This is a genomic window from Enterococcus sp. AZ078, assembly GCF_051714985.1.
Taxonomy (GTDB): domain Bacteria; phylum Bacillota; class Bacilli; order Lactobacillales; family Enterococcaceae; genus Enterococcus_B; species Enterococcus_B hirae.
Genome location: NZ_JBIOSW010000001.1, coordinates 1100530 through 1126386, shown reverse-complemented (window position 1 = coordinate 1126386; position 25857 = coordinate 1100530). Strand labels below are relative to the sequence as shown.

Genomic DNA, 25857 nt, shown 5'->3' with positions numbered 1-25857 from the left:
TATGCTATACGGTGCAATTGAAGCAGGAGGAACAAAATTTGTCTGTGCAGTTGGTAATGCACAATTAGAGGTTATTGAGAGAGTGAGTTTTGAAACTTTGAATCCAGGAGAAACAATGCCACAAGTTGTTTCTTTTTTCAAAAAATATGAAACAGAATTGTCCAGCATTGCTGTTGGTTCTTTCGGACCTATTGATATCCATCCTGAATCGAAAACATATGGATATATAACCTCAACACCTAAAATACCGTGGAGAAATTTTGATTTTATTGGTTATCTAAAAAGAAATTTTGAGAAAATTCCTTTTTATTGGACAACTGATGTCAATGCTGCAGCTTATGGAGAATATATAGCTGGACATGGTCAAGGCCATTCATTAGTTGTTTATTATACAGTTGGCACAGGTATAGGTGGTGGTGCACTGCAAAATGGAAGATTTATCGAGGGATTCAGTCATCCGGAAATGGGACATATGATTGTACGTAATCACCCTGACGATCACTTTAAGGGTAACTGCCCTTATCATCAAAATTGTTTAGAAGGTATGGCAGCAGGACCTGCTATCGAAAAGAGAATAGGAATTAAAGGTCAAGATTTAAAGGAAGATCATTCTTTTTGGGACATGGAAGCTTTTTACATTGCCCAATGCATTCATAATACTACAATGATGTTTTCACCGGATATTATCATTCTAGGTGGCGGTGTAATGAAACAAGTACACTTACAAGAGAAAATTCATCGTGAATTTTCAAAACTTAATCAGAATTATGTTGCTCATCCGAAAATAGAAGAATATATTGTTTTTCCAAAATTAGGAGATCAAGCTGGAATTATCGGTTGTTTAGGGCTAGCCCAAAAAATAGCTTCTAATTAAACAATGATAGAGTTTTGATAGTAGTTTGACAGAAATCTCCAGCTCTGATAAATAGTTTAAGCAAATCATCTATCTAATATCTCCAATTGTGAATACAATATGGCACTTGCACAGCCATTGGGTATGGTCTAAACGATGTACTTTATTAGGTATTCCTTAGCCCTTCTCACAGCAGTTGGTTTTATCTTTCACTCGATTTGTGAGTTTAACTAGTTCTAATGATAATAACAGAAAAAGATCAATCAATGTTGTAAACATTGATTGATCTTTTTGTCTCATTTCAGTCTTTTTAAAATGAACACTCAAAAATTTTATTTTTCTGAATCATCAGTAGTCGTTTCTTCGACTTCTTCTTTCAAAGCATCACCTAAAAGATCACCCATTGTGAAACCAGTATTTTCTTCTGGTAATTCATAGGTTTCAACATCTTTTGGTTCTTCTTCCGATGCTGGTTTTTCTTCTAAAGCCTTGATGCTAAGGGCAATACGATGTTCTTCAGGATGTACTTCTAAAACTTTTACTTGCACTTCATCCCCTTCATGAAGTACTTCATGAGGTGTAGCGATGTGCTTGTGAGAGATTTGAGAAATATGAACCAGACCTTCTACCCCTGGGAATACTTCTACAAATGCACCAAAGCTTGTCAAACGTTTCACTTTTCCATCTAAAACTGAACCAACAGTGGCTTTTTCTTCAATATCAGTCCAAGGCCCAGGCAACGTGTCTTTAATTGAAAGAGAAACACGTTCTTGTTCAGGATTAATCGAAAGAACTTTTACTTTTACTTCATCCCCAACTGCTAAAGCATCACTAGGCTTCGCCACATGGCTATGTGAGATCTCAGAAACATGGACCAATCCATCAATTCCACCTAAATCAACGAAAGCACCAAAATCAGTAATACGAGCTACTCGTCCGTCGATAACGTCTCCCTCGTGAATATTGGCTAGAATTTCTTTTTTCTTTTCTTCTTTTTCCGTTTCCACAACTGCTTTGTGTGAAAGAATTAAACGGTTTTCTGAAGGTTCGATCTCAACGATCTTGAACGCCAATGTTTGACCTTTGTATTCTGAAAAATCAGCAACAAAATGATCTTCCACCATTGAAGCTGGTACAAAACCACGAACACCTACATCAACGACTAAGCCGCCTTTTACGACATTCGTCACAGGTGCTTCGATGATATTACCTGCTTGGAAATCTTTTTCGATATCTTCCCAAACTTTTTTGGCATCCAAACGGCGTTTTGAAAGCAAATAGCTACCGTTTTCTTTATCTTTTCCGATAGTACTGATAACTACAAGTTCTAGAGTATCTCCTACTTTTACTACCTCGTTGATATCTTCAACAGGTGAAGTAGACAATTCTTTAGCAGGAACGACGCCTTCAACTCCGGCACCTTCGATCCCTACCACAACTTGTTTATCTTCGATTACTAAAACTTCGCCGGATACAACGTCTCCAACGTTTACTTCTTGGACGCTATTCATTGCATCTTCCATTGATTGACTGTTTTCTGTTTGATTTTGTTCAAATTCTGTCATAACATTTGTCCTCCTAACCAACATTCTGCCGTAACAACGGTACTAATTTTAGTTTAATTGATTATTAAAAAAAAATAAAGCGATTTCGTTTGGTTTACCCTAAAAATCCTGAGTTTTTCCCTTTTTACAAAAGATATCCTTTTTCTGTGACCACTTTTTTGATGGATTGGACAACTTCCGTAATCGATTTTCCAGTAGTGTCGATTCGAATGGCATCATCCGCTTGTCTTAAAGGGGATACTTTTCTTGTAGAATCATAATGATCTCTCTCTTGGATTTCCTTCGTAAGAGTTTCCAACTCTGTTGGTATCCCTTTTTCAATATTTTCTTTATAGCGTCTTTGTGCCCGTTCTGTTACACTTGCTACTAAAAATATTTTCACTTCTGCTTGAGGTAAAACAGAAGTACCAATATCTCGACCGTCCATTACAACCCCACCATGTTCACCAATTTTACGTTGGATCGAAACCAGTGCTTCACGTACTTTTTGATGAGCAGAAACTTCAGAAACTGCCTTGGTCACATCTGACTGACGAATTTCCGCAGTCACATCTTGGTCTGCCACCAGAACGTGTTGACCGTCTGTCTCTTGGATAAAAGAGATTGGATAGGCTTGGATCAGCTTTACGAGTTGCTCTTCATCTCCAAAAGGTACTTGATGTTTTATCGCTAGATACGTAATGGCACGATACATGGCACCTGTATCGGTATAAATATAGTTGTATTCTTTTGCCAAAATTTTTGCAACAGTACTTTTACCTGACGAAGCAGGTCCATCTATTGCAATACTGATTTGTGTCATGCTATAACTCCCTTTTCAAAAAAAAAGCCGCAGATCGCGGCTAAGATTATTTAACTTTTAATTGTTGGCCAGGATAAATCATATAATCGTTTGGATCTATTCCATTTAGTGCAAATAATTGATCAATAGTGATCCCGGCACGTTCAGCCACTTGTTTAGGTCCGTCACCCGGTTGAACAGTCACCATTGACCCATCTGCAGCAGCCGAAGAGGATGGTGTTGTCGCTTCTTCTACCGTGCTCGTTGGTTGTGTTTCTTGTTGGTAAGTAGACGTTGTCGAAGGCGTTGTTTCCTCTGGTACAGTAGTACTTTGTGGTGTACTTGCTACTACTGATTCCGTCTGAGTAGTACTTTCTGGTTCCGTACTTGATTCTTTTGTTGATGATACTTCTGATGACGTCGTACTTTCTACTACAGAAGATGTTGTTGTAGTTGATGACGCACTTGAAGCATTGGAAGAACCATTTCTAATCCAGAAGTAAGCTCCCGCTGGAATTGCAATACACAATACTAATAATACTAAGAAGAGAGACAAAAACAGCGTGTTGCCTTTCTTTTGTTGTCGTTGAGAACTTCTTGAAGAAACTTCGTCTTCAGTGTCATAAATCGGTTGTTCCCATGGCTCTTGTGTTTCATTATTTTCTGATGAATGATGTCTATCTTTTCTGCTCACCTTATTAACCTCCTAATTTCTATCGTGAATATTATACCATAGCCAGAACGCGATTGTCTTATAAATTTTCTATCCAATGTTTTTTTAAAATAAATTTAGTAAAATATCTTGCCACTGTTTTAGCTCTACAGATGGGCTGACTTCTCTATTTTCCTGACTCGTAAGGACTGCTCCATCAATATCACAACATTTTTCTGGTTTTTTTATCAGTTTCTCCCCAAAGTATTCAAGAATCAGCGCTCTTCGACAAGTCTTTGCATTGACATAATGAAGCATTTGTTGTAGTCGATATTCCTTTTCTTTTTCTTGACGTTTTAGCCGATTTAACCACTCTTGCGGATTGCTCGTTTGTGCAATTATTTCTAACCATTTTTGTTGAATCTCATCGAATTGTTCTTGTTCATTGCTATGATATTGCAGATAAATTTCAAAACTTTGTCGTTGTTCTCTAGAAAGTTGATTAAAAAAATAATGAATGCGTTCGTCATTTTCTTTGTATAAAAGAATCGCTTCACTCGCCTGTTGGTCTCTTCCCGCACGCCCGATTTCTTGAACATAATTTTCTAAACTATCTGGTAAATCGTAATGGACAACATAACGGATATCTGGCTTATCGATGCCCATACCAAAAGCATTCGTCGCAATCAAAAATTGAAGTTTATTTTGACTAAATTGTTGTTGCAACTGTCGCCTTTGTGATGCCTCTAATCCACCATGATAATAGCCGATAGTAAAACGTGAGCGAAATAGCTGATACAAACGCTCTACCTCTTTCTTTGTCGCACAATAAATAATCATCGAGCCTTTTGCTTGTTTCATCAGGTCCTCTAGATCAGCTTCTTTTTGGGAAGTCTTTTTGACATATAAAGCAATATTTTGTCGATTAACCGAATGGATAATTCGAACTGGCACTTCTTGAAACAAGACAGTTTCAATATCATGTTGCACGGCTGTAGTAGCGGTTGCTGTCAAGGCAAGCGTTACTGGAGAGCCTAATTTCTGAGCAATTTCTCCTAGTTGTTGGTATTCCGGACGAAAATCTACCCCCCACTGAGAAACGCAATGCGCCTCATCGATCACATATAACCCAATTTTTTGTTTTTGTAATTGTTCTATCACATCTTTTTGCGTCAACATTTCTGGACTTAAAAATAAAAATTTATAATTGGACAAATGATTTAACACATAATATCGTTCTGTTCTAGATAGTAAACTATTGAAAGCAACAACTCGCTTTTCTCCTTGTTTCTGTAGTTGCATCACCTGATCCTCCATCAATGAAAGCAAAGGTGAAACAATGATAACCATTCCTTCACGCAGATAACCGGTCAGTTGGTAGCATAGACTTTTTCCATTTCCTGTAGGTAACACTGCGAGGACATCTTGGTCATTCAATAAAGACTGGATGATTTCTTCTTGTCCTGAACGAAACGAAGTAAATCCAAAACGTTTTTGTAGTTCATCCTTCAGCGACATTCTTCAGTTCCCCTTTCAATACACCAATTTGATAAAAACGAAACTCTCCATAGTCTAGTGGTGCGACTTCATTTAATTCTCGATAATTCCATTCTTTGATGTTCGATAGTTGACTTAGTCGCTTAAATGTCTGCTTGGTGATCATTTTTTGATAAGGAAAATCAGTTAAATAAAGTTGCCATTCGATCAAATGATCGGTTACTGTTCCTCTTTTTAAATGACGTATCTTCATTACTTCATCAATTGAGCATCCAGATAAAATCAGTTTTCTCGTCGTTAACATACTTTGATTGAAGTTTTGCATAAGTAGTGGTGAAACCAATTGAAAAAGCAACGAATCTTTTTTTTCTTCGATTGTTTTTAGCAGCAGGTGTACTTGCTTTGCTTCATACAATTCACGTTGCACTTCATTGGTTATTTCTGTTAATTGATAAGTTAATAAACCAGGTGACTGGATACCTGAAAATTGATTGGCCAGAAAGTTAGCCGATTCAGATGTCATCGTTGAAAAGATTTCACTCAGTTCTTGGCTTAATTTTTTTGCTAAGGTTTGTCGATCTAGTTGTGTGTCAGCTAACCATTTTTTTACTTGGATAGTATAATAGGGACTAGTTTCAATCGGTAAGTATTCCTTTTTATTATTTACCAGATGAGAGACAACTTGAACAGCAAACTTGATCAACCGCCAACAATTCTCAGCGGTTCTGCCATAACGATCATAATGGAGCCCTTCTAGATCAATTATTTCTTCTGCTAAAGCTTTTTCACCTAAATGAGTGATCATCACGCCATCTTCTAGCTGAATAAGGAACTTTTGGTCAACTAATTGGTCAATGATACGTGTAAATTCTTCTTGATTCATTTTAGGAAAACTACCATGTATAAATAATAAATGGTTTAAAAAACTATAAATCAATACCGAACTCGTTCGTTTTCCTGTGATAACTTGGTATAAGGAGCTGATCCTTAACTTGTTTCTTGTTGAAAATAAAGCTAAAATAAATGAAGTCATATTACTCCCCTTAAGAATAGGATGGTCAAAATGTCATTACTATGTAAATTAGTACCTGAGCGCTGTATCGCTTGTGGTCTTTGTCAAATCGAAGCCCCAGATATCTTTGATTATGATGAAGAAGGAATCGTTTTATTTGCGCAAGAACCAGAAGCTCATCAGCAATTTGTTTCTCAAACTGACGAGGAAGCCGTCAGAAAAGCTTATCAAAAATGTCCAGTAAGAGCTATTTTATTAGAGAAATCATGAAAACTAGTTAACCAAATGAATATAGATCAATGTAAGTGTTTCTAACAATGATGATTTGAAAAGTAGGCAGTTGACCTAGAAATGGTGTCTGAACAAATTTCTTTCTATGTTCAAGTGAAAGTTTGAGTTGATTTATCTCTAGTCTATTTATATAAAGATTGTGACTTATGTAGCTCTTCGGCAAAGTTTCTGAATGGACTTCTGAACTGCGTTAGATAGAGTCATGAAAGAAGCGGGAAGCTACGATAACAATAAGCTTGAATTTTTTTAACAGTTTCTCATGTTATAAAAAATCCAAGCTTTTTTCAAAGAGCTGATGCACACTTTTTACTCATTTTTAAAGTGAGCTGTAAGATTTAGGTCTCGAACTCTATTCTCCTAACCAATTGATTAACGTATTGGTAATCGCTGTTTGTTGGTCTTCGTTTGTAATCTTAGCTTTACCGTCTCCCTTTTGTTCCCCATAGCTGCCAAATCCGCCATGATTTCCTCCATTAATCGAAACATATTCTGTTTGCTCAGGTAAATATTCTTTAGCTGATTCATAGGCTTTTTGATTCAAGACTTTATCATTAGAAGCAGTCAGGCTTAATACAGGTAATGTCGTTTTCGCCAATGTACCTTTTTCATCAGGATAGCTTGCTAAGAAAAAGATTCCTTTTAAGTGTTTGTCAGAAGAATGCTGATTAGCATAGCGACTCGCCATGACGCCCCCCAATGAGTGTCCACCAATCACATAATTTCGATTTGAAAAGTCTTCTTTGATCTTATCTGCCTTATTCCCACTAAGTATGGCTAAGTCAAGAGGCATCTTAGCGATTGCTACGGAGTACCCACTTTTTGCTAATTGTTCAGCCCAGACACTATAACTAGCTGGTTCAACCAAAGCACCTGGATAAAAAATAACCAGTGGTTTTTGACTTTTTTCTTTCGTCTCAAAAAATAAATAATCTTTTTTATCTTTTCCATTTTGGGCTATTTGACTTGCTTGACTAGATGGTTCATAGGTATTTTGTTGTAAATAGTAGTACCCAGCGCCTCCTGCTAGCCCCAAAAAAATAATTATACCAATTAATACTCGCTTAAATATCTTCACATCTCTCACCTATTCTCCTTTTATCGTACCTATTGATCGATTATAAATTCACACTAAATAAAATACGAATAAATTGCAACTCTTTTTTCTTGAAAAAGAATAAATTTGTTTAGCCAGTGGCACTAAATGCGATCTTTCTTAGACCTGACTCTTCCCCTCTACAAGACCCACTATAACAAAACAAAAGGCTGATGAATGTACATTGACCTTCATCAGCCTTTAACAGTAAGAGAGCAGTTTCGTTCTCTATTGAACTAAAGTGTATTTAGTTGAGCATTTCAAATGATTATTTTCCACACAAACGGTAAACAGCTTCTGCATAGATTTCCATTGCTTTGTACATGCTGCTTAGTTCCCAACGTTCATTTGCCTGATGCATAAAATCAGGGGTATCTGGGAACATTGCACCAAATGCTACACATTGGTTCATCGTCCGTGCAAAAGTTGCACCGCCAGATACAAATGGTTCAGTCATATCACCAGTAATATCACGGTAAGTTCCTAAAAGATTTTTGATCAATTCACTGTCTAATGGAACATAAAGGGAATCTAAGAAGTCAAATTCTTCATAAGTCAACTCATACTTTTTAGCAGTTTCTGTTAGTTTTTCTACGAGTTCATCTTTTTTGAAAGTTACTGGGATACGCATGTCGACCCCGATTTTAGTTTGTTCAGGAGTGATTTCCAGACTAGCAAAGTTCATTGTCAATTCGCCAGATTGTTCATCCACCGTTTTTCCTACCACGTTTTCACCAGTAGCATTTTCTTGAACTAATTGACCTAAGAAGTTGATTGGAGCAAAATCAAATACTTCAGAAAGAGCAATCGCTAAACGAGAGATTGCATTGACACCTTCTGCTGCATCTTTGGCATGGATACTTTTTCCAAGAACGACAATTGATTCTCCTTGATCTTCAAAGTCAAATCCATGTTTTTTCAATGCTTCTTTGACTTCAGCTAATTTTTCACCAGCATAAGGAGCTGCATCTGGAACGACATTCAGTGCGCCACCAGCTTTAACTGAAAATTCAGATGTTCCCGGTCCAGTTAGGTAAGCTTGTAGTAATCCTTTTTCAGCATAAATCAATGGAAACTCTGCATCTGGTGCGAATCCTTGCGTAATACCTTCTTCTTTTTCGTTGTATTTATCTAAACAACGCCACAAGTTTTCTTCATCGGTTCCAAAAATAAATCGGATACGTGTATTAAATTCAACGCCTGCATCCATCAAAGCTTTGACAGCATACATTGCAGCGATGGAAGGTCCCTTGTCATCTTGTGATCCTCGTCCAATCAACCAACCATCTTTGACAGTTGGTTCAAATGGTTTAGAATCCCAATTGTTTTCATCGCCAGCTGGAACGACATCCATATGACACAAGATACCAAATAGCTCATCGCCAGATCCGACTTCCGCATAACCATAATATCCTTCTGGATCTTTAAATGTCTTGAATCCTAGATTTTCACTGATTTCTAACACTTTATCCAATGCTTCGATCACTTTTGTCCCAAAAGGATGCCCTTCACCAGTATCTGATTCGTCCAGAACTGAAGGGATTCGAATCAATTCATTTAAAGATTCCAATGCTTGTTCATGATGTTGTTTTGTTACAAATTGTTTCATGTTACTAGCCTCCTAATATAATAAAAAGGTTATGTCAAAACAACAGACACAACCTCTTTTTTCAAACAATAAATAGTTGAGCTTGGATCTTGTCCATTCACATCAAGTAGAAAACCATGTACACTCTAAGTCACGGTTTTGTCTACTTTGTTATAACATTGCCGCTACACCTAAGATAACACAAATGGCTACAAATAGGATAGCAATCAATTTTCCTGTGAATTTCCACCAAACGGAAATATCAAAACGAGCGATCGCAACAGCCCCCATAACGATTGCTGATGTTGGTGTGATCAAGTTGACCAAACCAGATGCTGATTGATAAGCAGTGATAACTAAATCTTTACCAACGCCTGCAAATTCACCCATTGGTCCCATGATTCCCATAGTAGCTGCTGCTAATCCAGAAGTTGATGGGATCAAGAATGACATAGGGATATAGAAGATAAACGTTAAGATCAAGAAGACACTAGATGACAATGAACTTAATCCTTGTTCACCCCAATGTAAGATCGTATCAGTAATTAAACCATTATTCATCACAACTTGGATACCACGTGCAACAGCTACCACGATCGCAACGCCGATCAAATCTGAAGCTCCTGCTAAGAATTCAGAAATAAAGACTGATTCTTTCATTCCGTAAGTGATTGCCACTACAATAGCCATCACTAAGAACAACATGGTAATTTCTGGGAAATACCATTCTCCTAAAGGAAGCATGTTTTTACCTAAAACAGTTCCGACTACAGGTAACCCTGTTAACCAGTTAGTTAATGATTCAAAAATCGTAAAGTTTTTATTCAATGTTGTCCAAGGAATCAAACTAATGATCATAATACCAAAGGTAATGAAAAATAGGATATTTACATGTTTTTGTCTTTTAGTAATTGATTCTTGACGACCAATTGAATCGATATCAAAATGTTTGATGTCTTCTTCACGTTGTTTATATACAAGTGATTTCGTTGGGTCTTTTTCCACTTTAGATGCGTAACGGTAGACATAAGCAATTGAGATAGCCAATAGTACCACGAACATCAAGAAACGTAACCCGATTCCTTCACCCATTGAGATACCAACTGCTTGAGAAGCGACCCCAGTAGCAAATGGATTAACGGTTGAAGCTAAACAACCAACTTGTGACCCTACTAAAACGATAGCTACTGCAACAACTGTATCAAACCCAACAGCCATCATAACAGGAATCAATAAAGCATAGAACGGAATAGTTTCTTCCGCCATACCATAAGTTGAACCACCTAATGCAAATAAGATCATCAACACAGGGATCAACATTTTTTCTTTTCCTTTAAAGCGTTTTACAACGGAAGCAATCCCTGCATCCAAAGCACCAGTTTTATTGATAATACCTAAGAAACCACCCACAACTAAAATAAAGAATGAAATTGGAATAGCAGCCGGTGTTTCTTTCGTTAATTCCCCAGCAGGTACACCTAGCATCCCATTAATCGGTGCCATAAAAATATCCCATAGCCCCTGAGGATTTTGCTCTACTCGTTCATATGATCCAGCAATGATGTTGCCTGCATCATTGACACTATAATGTCCAGCTGGTATGAACCAAGTTAGTACAGCGATAATCGCAATAATAATAAATAAGACCGTATACGCTGAAGGCATTTGAAATTGTTTCTTCTTTGTTTGTTCCATGTTCTTCTCCCTTTCTTGTAACATTAGAATCTTATAAGAGTGATTCCATCAGTTATTTTATCAAAAAGAATACGATAACCAAAACAATAACCTATTGATTTGGCAAATTTTATTCAAAAATCCTGCTTTCACTCCTTTCTCTATAGAATTTAAGGTAAAGCTTTTTCAATACAATTGTAGCGTTTTCCTCTTCCATTATAACAAAACTATTCATCATTCAAAAAGTGATTAATTTCACATTTTGTATCATAAAATACATTTTTATGCATAAACAAAAGAAATACTCAAACACCGTTTATAAAACGCTTACACAACGTAGGTTAATGAATTTTTTTTCATTAAAATTTCCGATATTTTTTTATTTCCTTGAATTCTTTTTAGAAAAAACAATGTTTATTTTCTCATCCCCTTTTTTTCTAATCGTTGGACTACTTTTTCAGAAATACTAGTACTGACAAAAACGGCTCCTTAACTTTTTATATTGTAAAAGTTAAGGAGCCTTGACTGATTTTTTTTAATGATAAAATAATTAAGAAAGTGGCATCAATTCATGCTTCCCTCTAAAAATGGATAAACGAGCATGAGCTGCTGTACTATTTATTTGTTGTTCGTCACTGTATGTCTTTGTGCCAACTGGTGTTGTTTCCGACTTAACCATGGCAATAATTTTGCGTGTAAAACCAAAAAGGCAGCACTGACGATAAATCCTTTAATGATATTAAATGGGACGATTCCGATCAGGACATAATTAGCTAACGGCATCCCTAACATTTGATTAGCATTTAAACCTAAAAACATAAGGTATAATGGGGTAATCACAAAATAGTTTGCGACACTCATGAAGATCGTCATTGCGATCGTACCAGAAATCACACCTAAAAACTTATTTTTCCCTACTTGAGTCTTCTTACGGAAGAAGTAGAAAATAGGTAAGGTAAAGATAGCTGTTGCTAAAAAGCTGGCTGTATCTCCTACCAAATTATCTGGTGAAAAGCCAGTAGTGATCAAGTGTAAGATCGATCGTAAGAAAGCTGTAACCAATCCAGCAACTGGACCAAATAAAAACATACTGATCAGTACTGGGATATCACTAAAATCGATCTTTAAAAAACTAAAGGCTGGCATGATCGGAAATGCGATATATTGCAAAACCAATCCGATCGCAGCAAATAATGCCACAGCGACCATTTTTTGTACGCGGGTGTTCTTCATTTGAAATCCTCCTGTTAGGACTCCTCTTCAGCGAACTTTTCGACGAACTTTTTGCAAATAAAAAAACTCTCCAATAACAGGGAGAGTTAGAGTTATTTGGCAAAAAACTACGTCAAATAAGCTCTATCTTCTTTATCCAGACTATACTGTCGGTATCGGAATTTCACCGATTCAGCTACTTAGGTAAAGTAGGTCGTGGACTATAACCACCGGTCGGGAATTTCACCCTGCCCCTGAAGACGAACCATTTATAATTTTGTTTACCTTTACATTATACATCGCTTGAGAAAAAATGCAATCATTTATTCTTATAATAAGTAAGTAATCATTTTGATTGATTCAATAAACTGCTGACTTCTTTTTTGTTCAACTCACGATAGTCGCCAGGGCGTAAGCCTTGAAGCGTCAAATCGCCGTATTTTTCTCGTTTTAATTTTTGAACAGGTAAGCCAACTGCTTGAAGCATATTTTTTACCTGATGATTTCTACCTTCATGGATAGTCAATTCAACGATACTATGATTTGTCTTAGGATCCACAGATAATATTTGGTAACGTGCTGGTGAAGTTCGTTTTCCTTCGATTTTTATCCCTTTCGTCAGGGGAGATAACATTGTTTTAGTAGCAATCCCTTTGACTTTCGCCACATATACTTTGTCTACTTCATGTTTCGGGTGTGTCAAACGTTGCGCAAAATCACCGTCATTAGTCAAGAGCAGTATACCCGAAGTATCATAATCTAATCGTCCTACTGGATAAATTCGTTCTTTCACCATTGGAAGCAAATCAGTTACGACTTTTCGCCCCTTGTCATCAGCAACAGCGGAAATCACGCCTTTTGGTTTATATAGTAAATAGTACCCGTATTCTTCTTGATAAATCGGCACTTCGTCTACTTCGATCAAATCACGTTTGCTAACTTTTACTCCGAGTTCTTTTACTACTTTGCCGTTGACTTTTACTCGTCCAGCCAAAATATATTCTTCCGCTTTACGTCTGGAAGTGATCCCTGCATGCGCAATTACTTTTTGTAGTCTTTCCATTATATCTGTTCTCCTTCATCCATTTCATCAAAGAATAAGTCGAGTGAAGACTCTTCGTTTAATGAATGCTCCATTGCTTGTATATCTGGTAAGTCTTTTAATGAGTTGAGACCAAAATAATCTAAAAAATAAGGAGTCGTCCCATACAAAATAGGTCGTCCAGGTCCTTCCACGCGTCCTTTTTCTTCAATCAACTGATGAGCAGCTAGCCGTTGAATGGCACCTGAGACTTGAACCCCACGAATTTGTTCGATTTCTACTCTGGTAATCGGTTGTTTATATGCAATGATCGCCAACGTTTCGACAGCTGCTTGTGAGAGAGTATTAGACGTCCCTTGGGCATAGCGTTTCAACAATGGCGCTAACTCTTTTTTGGTTGTTAAAACGACATGTGCCTCTGTTTCCAAAATATGCAAAGCACTAGCTGGATCATTTTCATATCTTGTTTTTAATTCCGTTAATAAAGCCACTGTCTCTTCTTTCGTAATAGTTAACAGATAGCTGATTTCTTCTAACCCGATTCCTTCCTCGCCAACAATAAATAAAATGGCTTCAAGTTCACTTAATTTTGTCATCTTTGGTATCTCCTACTGCTAGATAAAGCATAATTGTTTCATAATTTCCTTCTTGTTGCGCAACGATCTGACCATTTTTCATCATTTCTAATAAAGCCATAAATGTAGTGACTACTTCTGTTTTCGAAGGCGTTTCAAAAAAAGACTCAAAAGAGCATCCCTTATGATGTTGCTTAAGACGCTCTTCAATAAAGATGATACGTTCTTCAATTGTTGTATCATCAGGAGTAATCGTTTTTTCAACTTTCTCTGAGAATTTCTTTCGCTCTAAGATTTTTTCCATCGCATGAAACAAATCAATCTTTTTGACTTGTCCCCGTTTCAATGGTTTCTCTTGTCCAATGAGATCGTCTACTGCAACTGGTTCTTTCGTATAATATAAGCTTCTCTCTTGGGCTTTTTCGGTTAACTGCTCTGCAGCATACTTATACTTTCGATATTCCAATAATTGATTGACTAATTCGTCACGCGGGTCCTCTTCCCAATACTCATCTTCAATGATTGCTTCTTGAACAGGTAACAAAGTTTTGCTTTTGATCGCCATCAACGTGGCAGCCATCACTAGATATTCTCCAGCAACAGCAAGTTCAAGAGTTTTCATCGTATGGATATAACTCATGTATTGCTCAGTGATCGTTGCAATCGGGATATCATAAATATCGATCTCCATTTGCTGGATCAAATGAAGGAGTAAATCTAAGGGTCCTTCAAATATATCTAATTTGATATTGATTTCTGTCACCATATTCACTCTTTCTTCTTGTTTCGATCGACCCATTTTGCGAGATATGGACGGGTAATCTCTGTTGGTCGTATGGAAAAGTCTGGGTATTTTTCTTGAAGTTCATCAAGCATTTGAAAGCCCATCTGATCTCCCCGATAAGATGGATTCAATGAAACATCGTGAATAATCAATTCCTGATTTTCACCCCAATAAACACCAATAATCCCTTGAATATTCGTTGAACCTTCTGGTGTGAAGAAAAAAAGTTCATATCCTTCTTCTGTTTCATAGGTATTGATTTCTTTGAGTAAATTCGATTTATCCGTTAGTTTCTTATGAAAACTTAACAGTCCCATAGCAATTTTACGATTTTCTTTTCGGTAATGTGTTAACATTTTTTCACCTTCCTATGACTAAGCCCTTGGAAAATGCTGCTTATAAACATCCGTCATTCTTTTCTTTGTGATATGTGTATAAATTTGTGTTGTTGAGATATCAGCATGTCCTAATAATTCCTGTACCGTTCGAAGATCTGCACCATTTTCCAGCAAATGTGTCGCAAAACTATGCCTTAAAGTATGAGGGGTGACCTCTTTATTGATTCCTGCTTCACGCACTAATTGTTTAAGGTTTTTCCAGATACCTTGCCGTGATAACCCTGTACCATGATGATTGACAAATACATGCGTTTCAGAAGGATTCGCTACAAGGAGGGGGCGTGCTTCGTCTAGATACCGCTCCATCCATTGGATCGCATAATCACCTAGAGGTATGATCCGTTCTTTGTCCCCTTTACCAAGTGTTTGGACCAAGCCGAGCGACAAGTGAAGATCACTTAGCTTTAAACCAACGAGTTCACTGACACGCATACCTGTTGCATACATGACTTCTAGAATTGCTCGATCTCTGATCCCTAGATTTTTGGTTGTATCAGGTGTTTCGATCAATCGTTCAACCTCAGTCAAGGATAAGGTACTAGGTAACTTTTGAACCTTTTTAGGCGTATCAATGTGTTGCATCGGGTCATGATCAGTCAATCGTTCTTGACGTAAGAATTGATGAAATCTTCTCAAGCTAGTAATCATTCTGGTCACGGTTGCTGGAGCTTTCTTTTCATCATGCATCTTTTCCAGATAATTGATCACGACGTAGCGATCGACATCTTGCCAGGAAGTGATTTGCTCATCTTCTAAATAGTGAAGATACTGTAACAAATCTCGTTCATAACTTTTTCTCGTATTTAATGACAAGCCACGTTCAATCGTCAAATAGTGGAGATAATCATTAATTTCTTCATTCATAATAATCCACCTCGTGCTCTTCTATCATATCAGATACCCTTCATTTTCGATAGTCTATTTTACAGCTAGGCAAAGAAAAAGCCGTCTAGCAATCAGACGGTTTTGCTTTCTTTTTCTTTAGTGTAACATTTTTGACAAATACCATGAAATGTTAAGCGATGATCTTTTACCAAAAAGTGATACCGTTGCTCCACAATTTCTTCCACTTCACACAATAAATCTTCTTCAACCTCTTCAATCGTGCCACATCGTAAACACAATAAATGATGATGGAAATGTTTTGCTCCTTCTTTTCTCAAGTCATAGCGAGCAACACCATCATTGAAGCTGACTTTATCAATGACTTTCAAATCGGTCAAAATCTCTAACGTCCGATAGACAGTAGCTAACCCAATTTCTGGACTCTTTTTTTTCACTAGAAAAAAGACTTCTTCTGCCGATAAATGTTCTTTCTCATTTTCTAAAAGTACTTGTAAAGTTGCTTCTCTTTGTGGGGTTAATTTGAACCCCGACTCGTGCAATTGTTGTTTCGTTTTTTTCATTACTGACATCGCATTCATAACCATGTATTCAACCCCGACAATTTATAATAATTATAATCAAACAAAAGGAATCTCTTTCTAAATTAAAATAATTATAAGCTAGTTAAGAAAAACATGCAAGGTATTCTCAATTAGATTTTCTAATTCGTTTCGTTACGCCTGCTTCTTGTTTGACTAGTCCTTGTTTTAATAGATTGCCGATTGCTCGTTTAAAAGCTCCCTTGCTTATACCAAAAGTTTTCATGATATCTTCCGGATCAGATTTGTCAGTAAAATGGATTTGCTCATCTGCTGATCGTTCGATGATCGTTAAAATCATTTGTGCATCATCAGAGATTGCTTCATATGCTCTTGGTTTTAATGAAAGATTCAATACTCCATCAGGTCTCACGCCAATTACTCGTCCTTTGACTTGTTCACCTAAGCGCGGCTCATTATAGCGTTCAGATGGGTGGATAAATCCGATATAATAATCATCTGTTAAGACGTACGTTCCGGTCAGTTTCAAGCGGTAAGCAACGCCTGTAATGTCTTTATTTTTGATTTCTTCTGTTCCACGTTTACTCAATGATTTAAAAATCTTTTCATCGGCTAAACTACCCCAAATTCGGTCTTTGCTATCGACTCTTAAAGCAACCATTAAACGATCGCCTTTTTTAGGCCAAAGTTCTGTCATCGTTGGTAGTTCATCTAATGAGACTACAAAATCTTTGTCGGGTAATCCAATATCGACGAATACTCCTAAATCTTTTCGTGAAGCAGTCACTGTACCAAAAGCATAATGACCAATTCGACTTTTAGGAATCAACGTAGTAAAACGATTTTCATGTTTTTGATTTTGATAACCAAACCCTTCGACTGCTTCACCGATACGATAGGTCCCTTCGGTTTTACTTAATCCAAAAGTTTGTCCATTTTTCTGGACAAAGTAATTTTTTTCATTTTCATCAATTACCATTCCGGTAAATATTGTTGCCAATAATTCATTCATCTTATTTCTCCTTATTTATAAAAGATTCAGCCATCTTTTCTTAGCTATCATAACATAATGTTCCCATGATTAGTAGTTGGTTTGGTCTTAGTCGTCGCAAAAAAACTCAGACATCGTGTATCTGATCCTATATGGTCATCCACTTAGTTCCATACGATCTACGATATCTGAGTAGTATTTGATCATTGTCTATCTAGCAGATTAATGGCTGCCATTTCCGCCAAACCAGCCTGTTTTACAATTGATCGTCACAATATAAAATGGTAATGCACTTTCACCGATTCCACGCATCAAATTAGATTGGGTTGAAGTAGCATAAAGATTATAGTAACCTTCACCATTTTCGATTCTCGCTTTTTCTAGTTTATACCCCCCTGCCACAATGTAGCCTCGTTGAATACAAGTAGCAATAACACTTTGTTGGACTCCTGGTGCCCAATTCCATGCTGGATTAGATGCATCAGCCACATCACTTTGTCGAGTTGACATGATGGGTTGATTGGCTGAATTAGTCTTATTGGTAGTTGAACTAGATTTTGCTTGTTGTGCAGCCAGAGCTGCAGCTTGTTTGGCTGCTTCAGCTGCTTTTTTTGCTTCTTCAGCTTTTTTCGCTTCTTCTTTTGCTTGTGCTTCTTTCTGCTCTTTCGCAGTCAAGGTTTCATCTACTTTTTTTAGTTGATCTTTTAAAGCGACAGCTAGCTCTTCATTTTTGATTTGCTCTACAGCATTTTTTGCTTCGTCATACTGCTCTCTGTTCGCACTGTCTACGACTTGATTATCATGATAGACAACGTTCACTTTATCTTTAGCCGTCTGCAATTGTTTGTATTGGTCCTCTGCTTCGGTTTGCGCTTGCTTGATCAGACGTCCAAAAGCAGTTTCATTTGTAGTCATTGGTTGAATGGCTTGATCCTCTTTTAGTTTGGGATCAGCTGCTAAACGATCATCGTCAATCACTACCGAAGTAAATAACTGGTTGACACGTTGAATATCTTTGATTTTGGTTTGGATATCCTGGAATGTTTTTTCTAATTCAGGGTATTCTTTCTCTTTTTTTACGTCATTCAGATCAGTCTTTAGTTTAGCTAAGTCTTGATTGATCATTGAAGTACGGATAAACTGGTGAGACGGATCTGTATAAAAAGCATTCAAGGCTGTTTGTAGATCTGCCACCTTTTGTTTTTGTCTTTCTTCTTGTGCAGCGATTTGTGCCTGAACATCTTGCTGATGGTCATAATAAGCCCAACCACCGACTCCGAGCAAGACGATTGCTGCTAAAGCCAGATACGGTCCTTTTTTCGATCTTTTTCGTTTCCCCTCATCAGTCTTTGCTGATGTAGCTGGTTCTTTTTGTTCCGTTTCTGTCCTTTGATCGATTTCATTTGATAATTCTGTTTTTTCTATAGCTTCTGGTTTTGAAGAATCTTTCTTACGAATTTCTTCTTTTGGTTCTTCTTTTACCGATTCTTCTTTCGGTACTTCTTCTTTTGCTGTTTCTTTTTTCGATATTTCTTCTTTTAGAACTTCTCCGTTTGATTGATTCTCTTGTGATGGAGCTGCTTTCGGAATATCTTTTTCTGAAACTTCAGGTTTCAAATTTTCGTTTAACGCTTCGACCTCATGGGTTGAGTTTTTATCGACATCTTCCGCACTCGTTTTTTCTTCGACTTCTTTTTTTCCTATCAAAAGATTTTCTGAAGACGATTGGACGTGAGTCGTTTTTGAAGCGGGCACTGGTTCTTCAGTTTGTTTCTTAGAAGAAAGCAGTTGATTTTCTTCTGAAGTTTGGGGTGCCGTTAAGCGTTCATGATTTTTTTCTGTTGCCGTTTCGAACGTTTCTTCTTGATCAATCGCTTGATGGTCAGTTGGCTGAACAACGCTATCCTTCGTAACAACTGTTTCCTTTTCTTTCGTTTCACGTTCGTTAGTTCCTGGCACTGTACTTTCTTGTTTTGAATCAGTCTCTTTGGCATTTTTAGCTGCGAGTTCCTCTTGGATCATTCGCATCAATTCTTCTGCATGTTCTTCTGTTGTATCTTCTCTATGAGCTTTGATATAAGCAGATAAAATCGAATTTTCTTTTTCATGATCAACAAATTCTTTTAATTCAGCTACTCTTTTTTGTTGTTCTGCTTCGAGTTCATCCGTCATTTCATCGCCGTTAACCTGTTTTTTCGAATTAGTTCCTTCTTCACTTGTTGACGGCTTTGTATTTAGCTTTTTAGTGACTTCTTCTTCAGCATCATTAGTTTCTGCTAGATTCGTTTCTTCAGATGATTCTTCTTTAAACAAGGCCATGACCGATTCTAATGGTAACTCTGTTAATTCTGACCATTCGATTGGATCATTTAATTCCGTGTCAGGAAAATGTTCTTCTGAAGAATCTATTGGTAATTGACTGTTGTTCTTTTCTTCATTCGTGTGTTGGTCTTGCTCTTTTATTTGGTAACCACAATCAGGACAAATCAACTTTCCTTTGATTTTCTTTGATCCACACGTTGGGCATTTTTTTATCACTGAGCGATCGGCTCCTTTTGTTAGGTTTACGCTACCATTTAATCTACCATATTCTGAAAGTTTCGCCAAGAGCCTATTTTGATCAAACGGATGTCAAATAGTATAACTCGTAAAAATAAAACAAATAATTTATAAAAAGTTTCTTATAATTATGCATAGATACGCATTTATTTATGTTTTCATCATCATAATGTTAATAGCGCATCAATTATTTGTTTATTATGATCAGATTCAAGCTTTTGACTCAGCTATTGACTAAAAAAATAGCACGGCATCATCTATTCTGATCCCGTGCTACTTTGTTTTCACTAAAGGCTACTCGCTATTTTAAAAGACAGTCATTGTCTATAAGATTCAAAATTTGAATCCTATTTTTACTCTAAGAAATCTTTCAATTGTTTTGAGCGTGATGGATGGCGTAATTTACGTAACGCTTTCGCTTCGATTTGTCGAATACGTTCACGTGTTACTCCGAATACTTTCCCAACTTCTTCGAGTGTTCTGGTACGACCATCGTCTAAACCAAAACGTAGGCGGAGAACATTTTCTTCGCGGTCAGTCAATGTATCTAAAACATCTTCTAATTGTTCTTTTAACAATTCATAAGCCGCATGTTCTGCAGGACTAGTAGCTTCTTGGTCTTCAATGAAGTCTCCTAAATGAGAATCATCTTCTTCACCAATTGGTGTTTCTAAAGAAACTGGCTCTTGCGCGATTTTCAATATTTCACGTACTTTTTCTGTAGGAAGGTCCATTTCTGCACCAATTTCTTCTGGCGTCGGTTCTCTTCCTAAATCTTGAAGTAATTGACGTTGGATACGGATCAATTTATTGATGGTTTCTACCATATGCACTGGGATACGGATCGTACGTGCTTGGTCAGCGATGGCACGAGTGATTGCTTGTCTGATCCACCATGTAGCATAAGTTGAAAATTTGAATCCTTTACGATAGTCAAATTTTTCAACAGCTTTCATCAAGCCCATATTTCCTTCTTGGATCAAATCAAGAAATTGCATGCCACGTCCAACATATCTCTTAGCAATACTTACGACCAAACGAAGGTTTGCTTCAGCTAAACGCTGTTTTGCTTCTTGATCACCTTCTTCGATTTTTAAAGCAAGAGCTACTTCTTCTTCCGCAGTTAATAGGGAAACACGACCAATCTCTTTTAAATACATACGAACTGGATCGTTGATTTTTACACCAGTAGGTGCTGACAGATCTTCTGTTTTTGCTTGTTCCGCTTTTTTCTCTGCACTCTTCAAGCTATGGATCGATGGATCTCCGTTTTCATCAACAACGCTGATTCCAGCATCCTCGACTTTTTGGATCAATTTATCCATCTCATCCGCATTCAATGTGAATGGCGTTGCAAGTTTATTTGAAAGATCATCATACACGACTTGTCTTTTTGGTTTGTTTTCTTTGATAAAAGCTGCTACTGCTGCTTCATACTTTTTATTCTCTGTTACATTTGCCATAAAAGAAGGCCCCCCTTGAGTAGCTATTCGGCTTGTTTTAACTGTTTTGTTAAATTAATGATCTCAATCGTTAATTCCAATTCTAATTGCTTGTTTCCAGTTCTTCTAGCCTCTTGCTGCATTTGTTTTTTTAAAGTTATTTCATCAGCTAAACTAGACTTTCTGATTACACGCAATAAGTCTTGGATTTCTCTTGGTGTGCTTTCTTCGGCTACACGCAAATACTCGATTTCCACCACTAAACGCCTTAAATTTTCATCTTGCAAAAAGTCCAAAAACTCCGCAAGGTTGAATTCATCATGTTGTGACACAAATGCATCGAATAAAAAATATACTTCTGCATAAATGTCATGAATAAACTGAAATTGCTGTTCTTTCAAAAGATTACGGACAGATATCTCTTTGAACACTCTGTACAAGAGCATTTGTTCCGCTTTTTCTACTTGAGTCAGCGGTCTCTTTTTCGTTATTGCCGTCCGTGAAATAGCTGGTTCTGGCAATGTCGTTGGTTGGTTGGTTCGATTCGTTTGATTTTCCCTGCGAAAATCCCGTATTTGCTTTTGCAGGGTTTCACGACTAAGTTGAAATTCGGTCGCTAGTTGCGACAAATACATATCTTGTTCGATTGGCGAGACAACTTGACTAAGTTCTCTCGATACCTCTTCTAAGTACTGGATTTTATCTTTTTCATTCTCCAGGTTCTTGTCTTGCTTCAAATAACGTGACTTGAAAGTAAAGACCGTTTCACGACCATGAAAGATCAGTTCATTAAAGGAGTCATTTCCATATTTACGTAAATATTCATCGGGATCAAGTTTTTCCGGAATCACAACGATTGATAATTGCAATCGACTATTTTGTCGTAACAATTCGATCCCTCGATTCGTTGCCTCAAATCCTGCCTTATCTCCATCGTAACAAAAAACTAGTTCTTTGGTTACTCGTTCGATCTGCTGGATCTGTTGATTCGTTAAACTCGTTCCCATGGAAGCTATCCCATTTTTTACACCTGCTTGCCAAGAAGCAATGACATCCATGAAACCTTCAAATAAAAGAACTTCACCGCTTTTTCGGATATCACTACGTGCTTTATCCAAGTTGAACAACACTTGTCTTTTATTGAATAATTCTGTTTCTGGACTATTCAAATATTTGGGTTGATCTTTTTCTTGTCCTTTTTCTGGTGCAAGCCAGCGTCCAGAAAAACCAATCGTGCGCCCTTGAGGGTTTCTGATAGGAAACATGATACGTTGGTAAAACCGATCAGATATTCCTCCATCCTCATGAGAGATAAACAAACCAGAACGTTCCAACACTTCTTGATCGTATGCTTCAGTTTTAAATACTTGTTTCAAAAATGAACGTTCATTCGGTGCAAATCCGATCGCAAATTCTTCAATCAATTCTAGTGTCAAACCACGTTGTAGTAAGTAATCTAAAGCTTGCTCGCCTACTTTCGTGTGCAGCAACATATGATGATATACTTCTGCGGCTTTTTCATGCGCTAAAATCAATTTTCCTGTAATTGAATCGCTATTTTCGAAGGGAAGTGTTTGTTTGCGCCATTGATCTTCTAACTGAATTTGTTCAAAATCAGCAACTTTGACGACTGCTTCTGGGAAACTAAGTCCTTCTAGTTCTTGAAGAAAAGTAAAGACGTTTCCTCCTTTTCCGCAACCAAAGCAATGAAAAATCTGTTTATCTTCAGCCACCGAGAAAGATGGTGTTCGTTCTTCATGAAAAGGACACAAACCTAAATAATTCTTTCCAGATTTTTTTAATTGGACGTATTGACCAATCACCTCAACAATATTCGTTTGTCCACGAATCGTTTCAATGACTTCTTGAGGAATCCGTTGAGCCATGCTTTCACCCCCTGTAAATAGCTAATTGGCATCTGTCAAAGAGATACCTCAGGAGAATAACCGGTAAAAAATCGCACTAACGAAAATCAGTGCGATTTTAAAGGACACAATTATACATGTTTCATTCTATCACAATTCTAAACTTTTTCAAGTATAATACTTGTCATTCTAAGAACAAGCAACGGTTTATTTCGTTGTTGCTAATTTATTCAATAAGTAGTCACGGATATTGGTCTTTCCATAAATCAGTCTCAAAATGATATTAACGATCATAAAACCAATGAAATATGGCCAAGCCGTTCCTAACCCTAGATCAACTTCTAACAGATGATGGAAAAGCATCGCTGCTACATAAATCCCTACAACAGTTGTTACCGCTAAGAAAATTCGCAACGGATTAAATGGATAACACGCTTTGACTACTGCCATACAGCTGATTCCGATCAATAGATAATACATTAAAGTGGTCGTTTGCAACTGGGTAAATGGCAAAACTTTTCCTAAAATATAAACCACAATAATATTCAATACGACTAGCAATGCATTTGGCAATGCATTGATCAATGCTGTTGGTAAATAACGATAGGTAATCTTTCGTTTATCTTGTTCAAACGATAAGAAGAAAGAAGGATAACCTTCAATAGCTAAGTCAATCAATGTGATCTGGATTGGGATGAATGGAAACCCGATTGCAGTAATTGCGCATAAAATAGAAAGAATAAACGAATAGATCGTCTTGATAAAGAAAATACCTGAAACTTTGGTCACATTGTTTACGACACGACGCCCTTCGAATAAGACTTCTGGTAAAGTCGTAAAATCAGAATCAAGTAAAACGAGATTAGCAATTTGTCTTGTTGCACCGTCTCCTTCAGCCATGGCGATACTGCAGTCTGCTTCACGCAGTGCCAATACGTCATTGACTCCATCCCCAGTCATAGCCACAGTTCCACCACTTTGTTTTAATTCATTCACTAATGTTTTCTTTTGTTGTGGACTCACACGACCAAAGACCGTGTACTCATGAGCGGCTTCCCGGACAGCTTTTTCTTCTGTCATCGTAGAAAGATCAACATACGAATCATAATTTGGTAAGCCTGCACGGCGGGCAATATTTGAAACTGTGAACGGATTATCACCTGAAATAACCTTTAGATTCACACCTTCAGCATGTAAATAAGCTAATGTTTCTTCTGCATTTTTACGTATTGGATCGTCAATCTCAAACAGCGCGATTGGTTCAACGCCTTTTGGCTCTCCTTCAGTCAAATGTTGTTCAGGAGCGACACCCAGCATCAATACACGGTAGCCATTTGCTTGAGCATCCACCAAACTTTCTGGCAGTTGTGATTTTTCAACCAAACGTTCAGGAGCTCCTACATAGATCACACCTAATTCAGGAAACTCCATTGCTCCCCATTTACGGTCAGAAGAGAAAGCTAACTTTTCAGTCACAGTATAGCGATTAGCTACTTGGAAGTAATCTCTAAGTGCCCGCATGGTAAGATTATTGTCACTGCTTTCAGCTAGATAGGTTCCCATGATTTCAGGAATCGCTTTTTCGTACTTAGGATTTAGGGCTTCGACCCGTTGGATACTCATTTTTCCTTCAGTGATCGTCCCTGTTTTATCCAAGCAAAGCGTATCTACATGAGCAAGTGTTTCAATCGAATACATATCTTGGACTAAGATTCTTTTCTTTGCTAATTTCGTTACACCAGTAGTCAGTGCAATACTAATCAAAAGGACTAATCCTTTAGGCAACATCCCTAGTAATGCTGCTGCCGAAGCAATAACAGAAATCTTAATAGAAGCATCACGGATAAATAACGCTTCTAAAAATAAAATAATACCTAATGGAATGATAATGAAGCTAGTAAATTTCGATACTTTTCGAATAGAATCGACAAGTTCAGAATGAATCGCTTTATGGGTTTTTGCTTCACTCGTTAGGCGAACCGCATAGTTGTCTGCGCCAACACGAATCGTTTGAGCTAAAACAGAACCACTGGTTAAGAAACTACCCGAAAGTAATTCATCTCCTGCGGTTTTGACAATCAAGTCTGACTCCCCTGTCAATAGTGCCTCATTGGCTTCTGCGCGTCCTGAGATCACTCTTAAATCAGAAGGGATCTGTTCCCCTGCACCAATCTTTACGACATCTCCTAAAACTAATTCTTTCGTTGAAATCGACTGCTCTTTTCCTTCGCGGACAACTCGTACCTCTGATTGCGAAACAATCGATAACTTTCTTACTAGATTTCTAGCATGGATTTCTTGATAGATACCAATAATGATATTCACCACAATGATTGCCAGGTAAGCCATATTGGAATAGGCACCGACCAATAGTAAGCAAATCCCAATACCAAAATTTAAAAAATTGAACAGCGTTAGTATATTGTCACTAAGAATCTGCTTAGTACTTTTTGATGCATCCTCTTGGTAATCATTTTGCTGCCCAGAGGAAATTTTTTGTCTCACTTCTTCCTGAGTAAGACCCTTCATTTCTTTCGTTTCCATTTTTCGCCAACTTTCAAAAAATAATCAATATATTTAAGTCTAGCTTGTTCTATT

The 25857-nt window shown here is 37.3% G+C and carries 22 protein-coding genes and 1 riboswitch; of the genes, 2 read left to right on the top strand and 20 right to left on the bottom strand.

Annotation, left to right across the window (positions count from 1 at the left end; translation table 11 throughout):
* Position 1 precedes the first annotated feature (1 nt).
* On the top strand, positions 2-874 hold the full coding sequence (locus IGJ18_RS05325; RefSeq protein ID WP_373191442.1) for an ROK family protein: 873 nt from the start codon (positions 2-4) through the stop codon (positions 872-874).
* Between the two features lie 311 nt (positions 875-1185).
* Here IGJ18_RS05325 and rpsA read toward each other — a convergent pair whose 3' ends face one another.
* The 5 genes from rpsA to IGJ18_RS05300 form a co-directional block, all read right to left on the bottom strand.
* A complete protein-coding gene (gene rpsA, locus IGJ18_RS05320; RefSeq protein ID WP_010719568.1) occupies positions 1186-2418 on the bottom strand; it encodes a 30S ribosomal protein S1 in 1233 nt (410 codons plus the stop codon).
* Positions 2419-2542: 124 nt separating this feature from the next.
* On the bottom strand, positions 2543-3220 hold the full coding sequence (gene cmk / locus IGJ18_RS05315) for a (d)CMP kinase (RefSeq protein ID WP_438842979.1): 678 nt from the start codon (positions 3218-3220) through the stop codon (positions 2543-2545).
* Between the two features lie 46 nt (positions 3221-3266).
* Positions 3267-3893, bottom strand: a complete 627-nt coding sequence (locus IGJ18_RS05310) for an SAG1386/EF1546 family surface-associated protein (RefSeq protein WP_181914906.1) — start codon at positions 3891-3893, stop codon at positions 3267-3269.
* An 84-nt stretch (positions 3894-3977) separates the two neighbouring features.
* Positions 3978-5369 (bottom strand): RecQ family ATP-dependent DNA helicase, encoded by a 1392-nt coding sequence (locus tag IGJ18_RS05305; protein ID WP_034700267.1) that lies wholly within the window; start codon positions 5367-5369, stop codon positions 3978-3980.
* Positions 5353-6381, bottom strand: coding sequence for a helix-turn-helix domain-containing protein (locus tag IGJ18_RS05300; RefSeq protein WP_010737350.1), 1029 nt, complete (start codon positions 6379-6381; stop codon positions 5353-5355). Before IGJ18_RS05300 ends, IGJ18_RS05305 begins: the two co-directional genes overlap by 17 nt.
* A gap of 30 nt (positions 6382-6411) precedes the next feature.
* Between IGJ18_RS05300 and IGJ18_RS05295 the strand changes: the two genes are divergently transcribed.
* A complete protein-coding gene (locus tag IGJ18_RS05295; protein ID WP_010719573.1) occupies positions 6412-6630 on the top strand; it encodes a ferredoxin in 219 nt (72 codons plus the stop codon).
* A 370-nt stretch (positions 6631-7000) separates the two neighbouring features.
* Here the strand turns inward: IGJ18_RS05295 and IGJ18_RS05290 are convergent, their stop codons facing one another.
* From IGJ18_RS05290 to IGJ18_RS05220, 15 genes are all read right to left on the bottom strand, one after another.
* Positions 7001-7726 carry an alpha/beta hydrolase gene (locus IGJ18_RS05290; RefSeq protein WP_025480478.1) on the bottom strand — a complete coding sequence of 242 codons (726 nt, stop codon included), beginning with the start codon at positions 7724-7726 and terminating at the stop codon, positions 7001-7003.
* A gap of 286 nt (positions 7727-8012) precedes the next feature.
* Entirely contained in the window at positions 8013-9353 is a 1341-nt protein-coding gene (locus IGJ18_RS05285; protein WP_063626904.1) for a M20 family metallopeptidase, read from the bottom strand.
* Positions 9354-9503: 150 nt separating this feature from the next.
* Positions 9504-11027: a YfcC family protein gene (locus IGJ18_RS05280; RefSeq protein WP_010719576.1), complete on the bottom strand. Its 1524-nt coding sequence runs from the start codon at positions 11025-11027 to the stop codon at positions 9504-9506.
* A 597-nt stretch (positions 11028-11624) separates the two neighbouring features.
* Positions 11625-12239, bottom strand: a complete 615-nt coding sequence (locus IGJ18_RS05275) for an ECF transporter S component (protein ID WP_010737347.1) — start codon at positions 12237-12239, stop codon at positions 11625-11627.
* A 121-nt stretch (positions 12240-12360) separates the two neighbouring features.
* A riboswitch (FMN riboswitch) is annotated at positions 12361-12484 on the bottom strand.
* Positions 12485-12564: 80 nt separating this feature from the next.
* The gene (locus IGJ18_RS05270) at positions 12565-13281 is read right to left on the bottom strand and encodes a pseudouridine synthase (protein ID WP_010719578.1); all 717 of its coding nucleotides are present in this window, start codon (positions 13279-13281) and stop codon (positions 12565-12567) included.
* Positions 13281-13856, bottom strand: coding sequence for an SMC-Scp complex subunit ScpB (scpB, locus tag IGJ18_RS05265; protein WP_010719579.1), 576 nt, complete (start codon positions 13854-13856; stop codon positions 13281-13283). Before scpB ends, IGJ18_RS05270 begins: the two co-directional genes overlap by 1 nt.
* A complete protein-coding gene (locus tag IGJ18_RS05260; RefSeq protein WP_277749450.1) occupies positions 13840-14607 on the bottom strand; it encodes a segregation/condensation protein A in 768 nt (255 codons plus the stop codon). Before IGJ18_RS05260 ends, scpB begins: the two co-directional genes overlap by 17 nt.
* Positions 14604-14975 carry a hypothetical protein gene (locus tag IGJ18_RS05255; RefSeq protein WP_010719581.1) on the bottom strand — a complete coding sequence of 124 codons (372 nt, stop codon included), beginning with the start codon at positions 14973-14975 and terminating at the stop codon, positions 14604-14606. Before IGJ18_RS05255 ends, IGJ18_RS05260 begins: the two co-directional genes overlap by 4 nt.
* Positions 14976-14993: 18 nt before the next feature.
* Positions 14994-15881 (bottom strand): site-specific tyrosine recombinase XerD, encoded by an 888-nt coding sequence (xerD, locus tag IGJ18_RS05250; protein WP_207427508.1) that lies wholly within the window; start codon positions 15879-15881, stop codon positions 14994-14996.
* A gap of 92 nt (positions 15882-15973) precedes the next feature.
* A complete protein-coding gene (gene fur, locus IGJ18_RS05245; protein WP_010719583.1) occupies positions 15974-16447 on the bottom strand; it encodes a ferric iron uptake transcriptional regulator in 474 nt (157 codons plus the stop codon).
* Positions 16448-16550: 103 nt separating this feature from the next.
* A complete protein-coding gene (locus IGJ18_RS05240) occupies positions 16551-17414 on the bottom strand; it encodes a CvfB family protein (RefSeq protein WP_010719584.1) in 864 nt (287 codons plus the stop codon).
* A 201-nt stretch (positions 17415-17615) separates the two neighbouring features.
* Positions 17616-19931: a cell division site-positioning protein MapZ family protein gene (locus IGJ18_RS05235; protein ID WP_438842978.1), complete on the bottom strand. Its 2316-nt coding sequence runs from the start codon at positions 19929-19931 to the stop codon at positions 17616-17618.
* Between the two features lie 374 nt (positions 19932-20305).
* On the bottom strand, positions 20306-21415 hold the full coding sequence (rpoD, locus tag IGJ18_RS05230; protein ID WP_010719586.1) for an RNA polymerase sigma factor RpoD: 1110 nt from the start codon (positions 21413-21415) through the stop codon (positions 20306-20308).
* 23 nt (positions 21416-21438) lie between these two features.
* Positions 21439-23280 carry a DNA primase gene (gene dnaG, locus IGJ18_RS05225; RefSeq protein ID WP_010719587.1) on the bottom strand — a complete coding sequence of 614 codons (1842 nt, stop codon included), beginning with the start codon at positions 23278-23280 and terminating at the stop codon, positions 21439-21441.
* Between the two features lie 186 nt (positions 23281-23466).
* A complete protein-coding gene (locus tag IGJ18_RS05220; RefSeq protein ID WP_438843451.1) occupies positions 23467-25788 on the bottom strand; it encodes a cation-translocating P-type ATPase in 2322 nt (773 codons plus the stop codon).
* Positions 25789-25857: the final 69 nt, after the last annotated feature.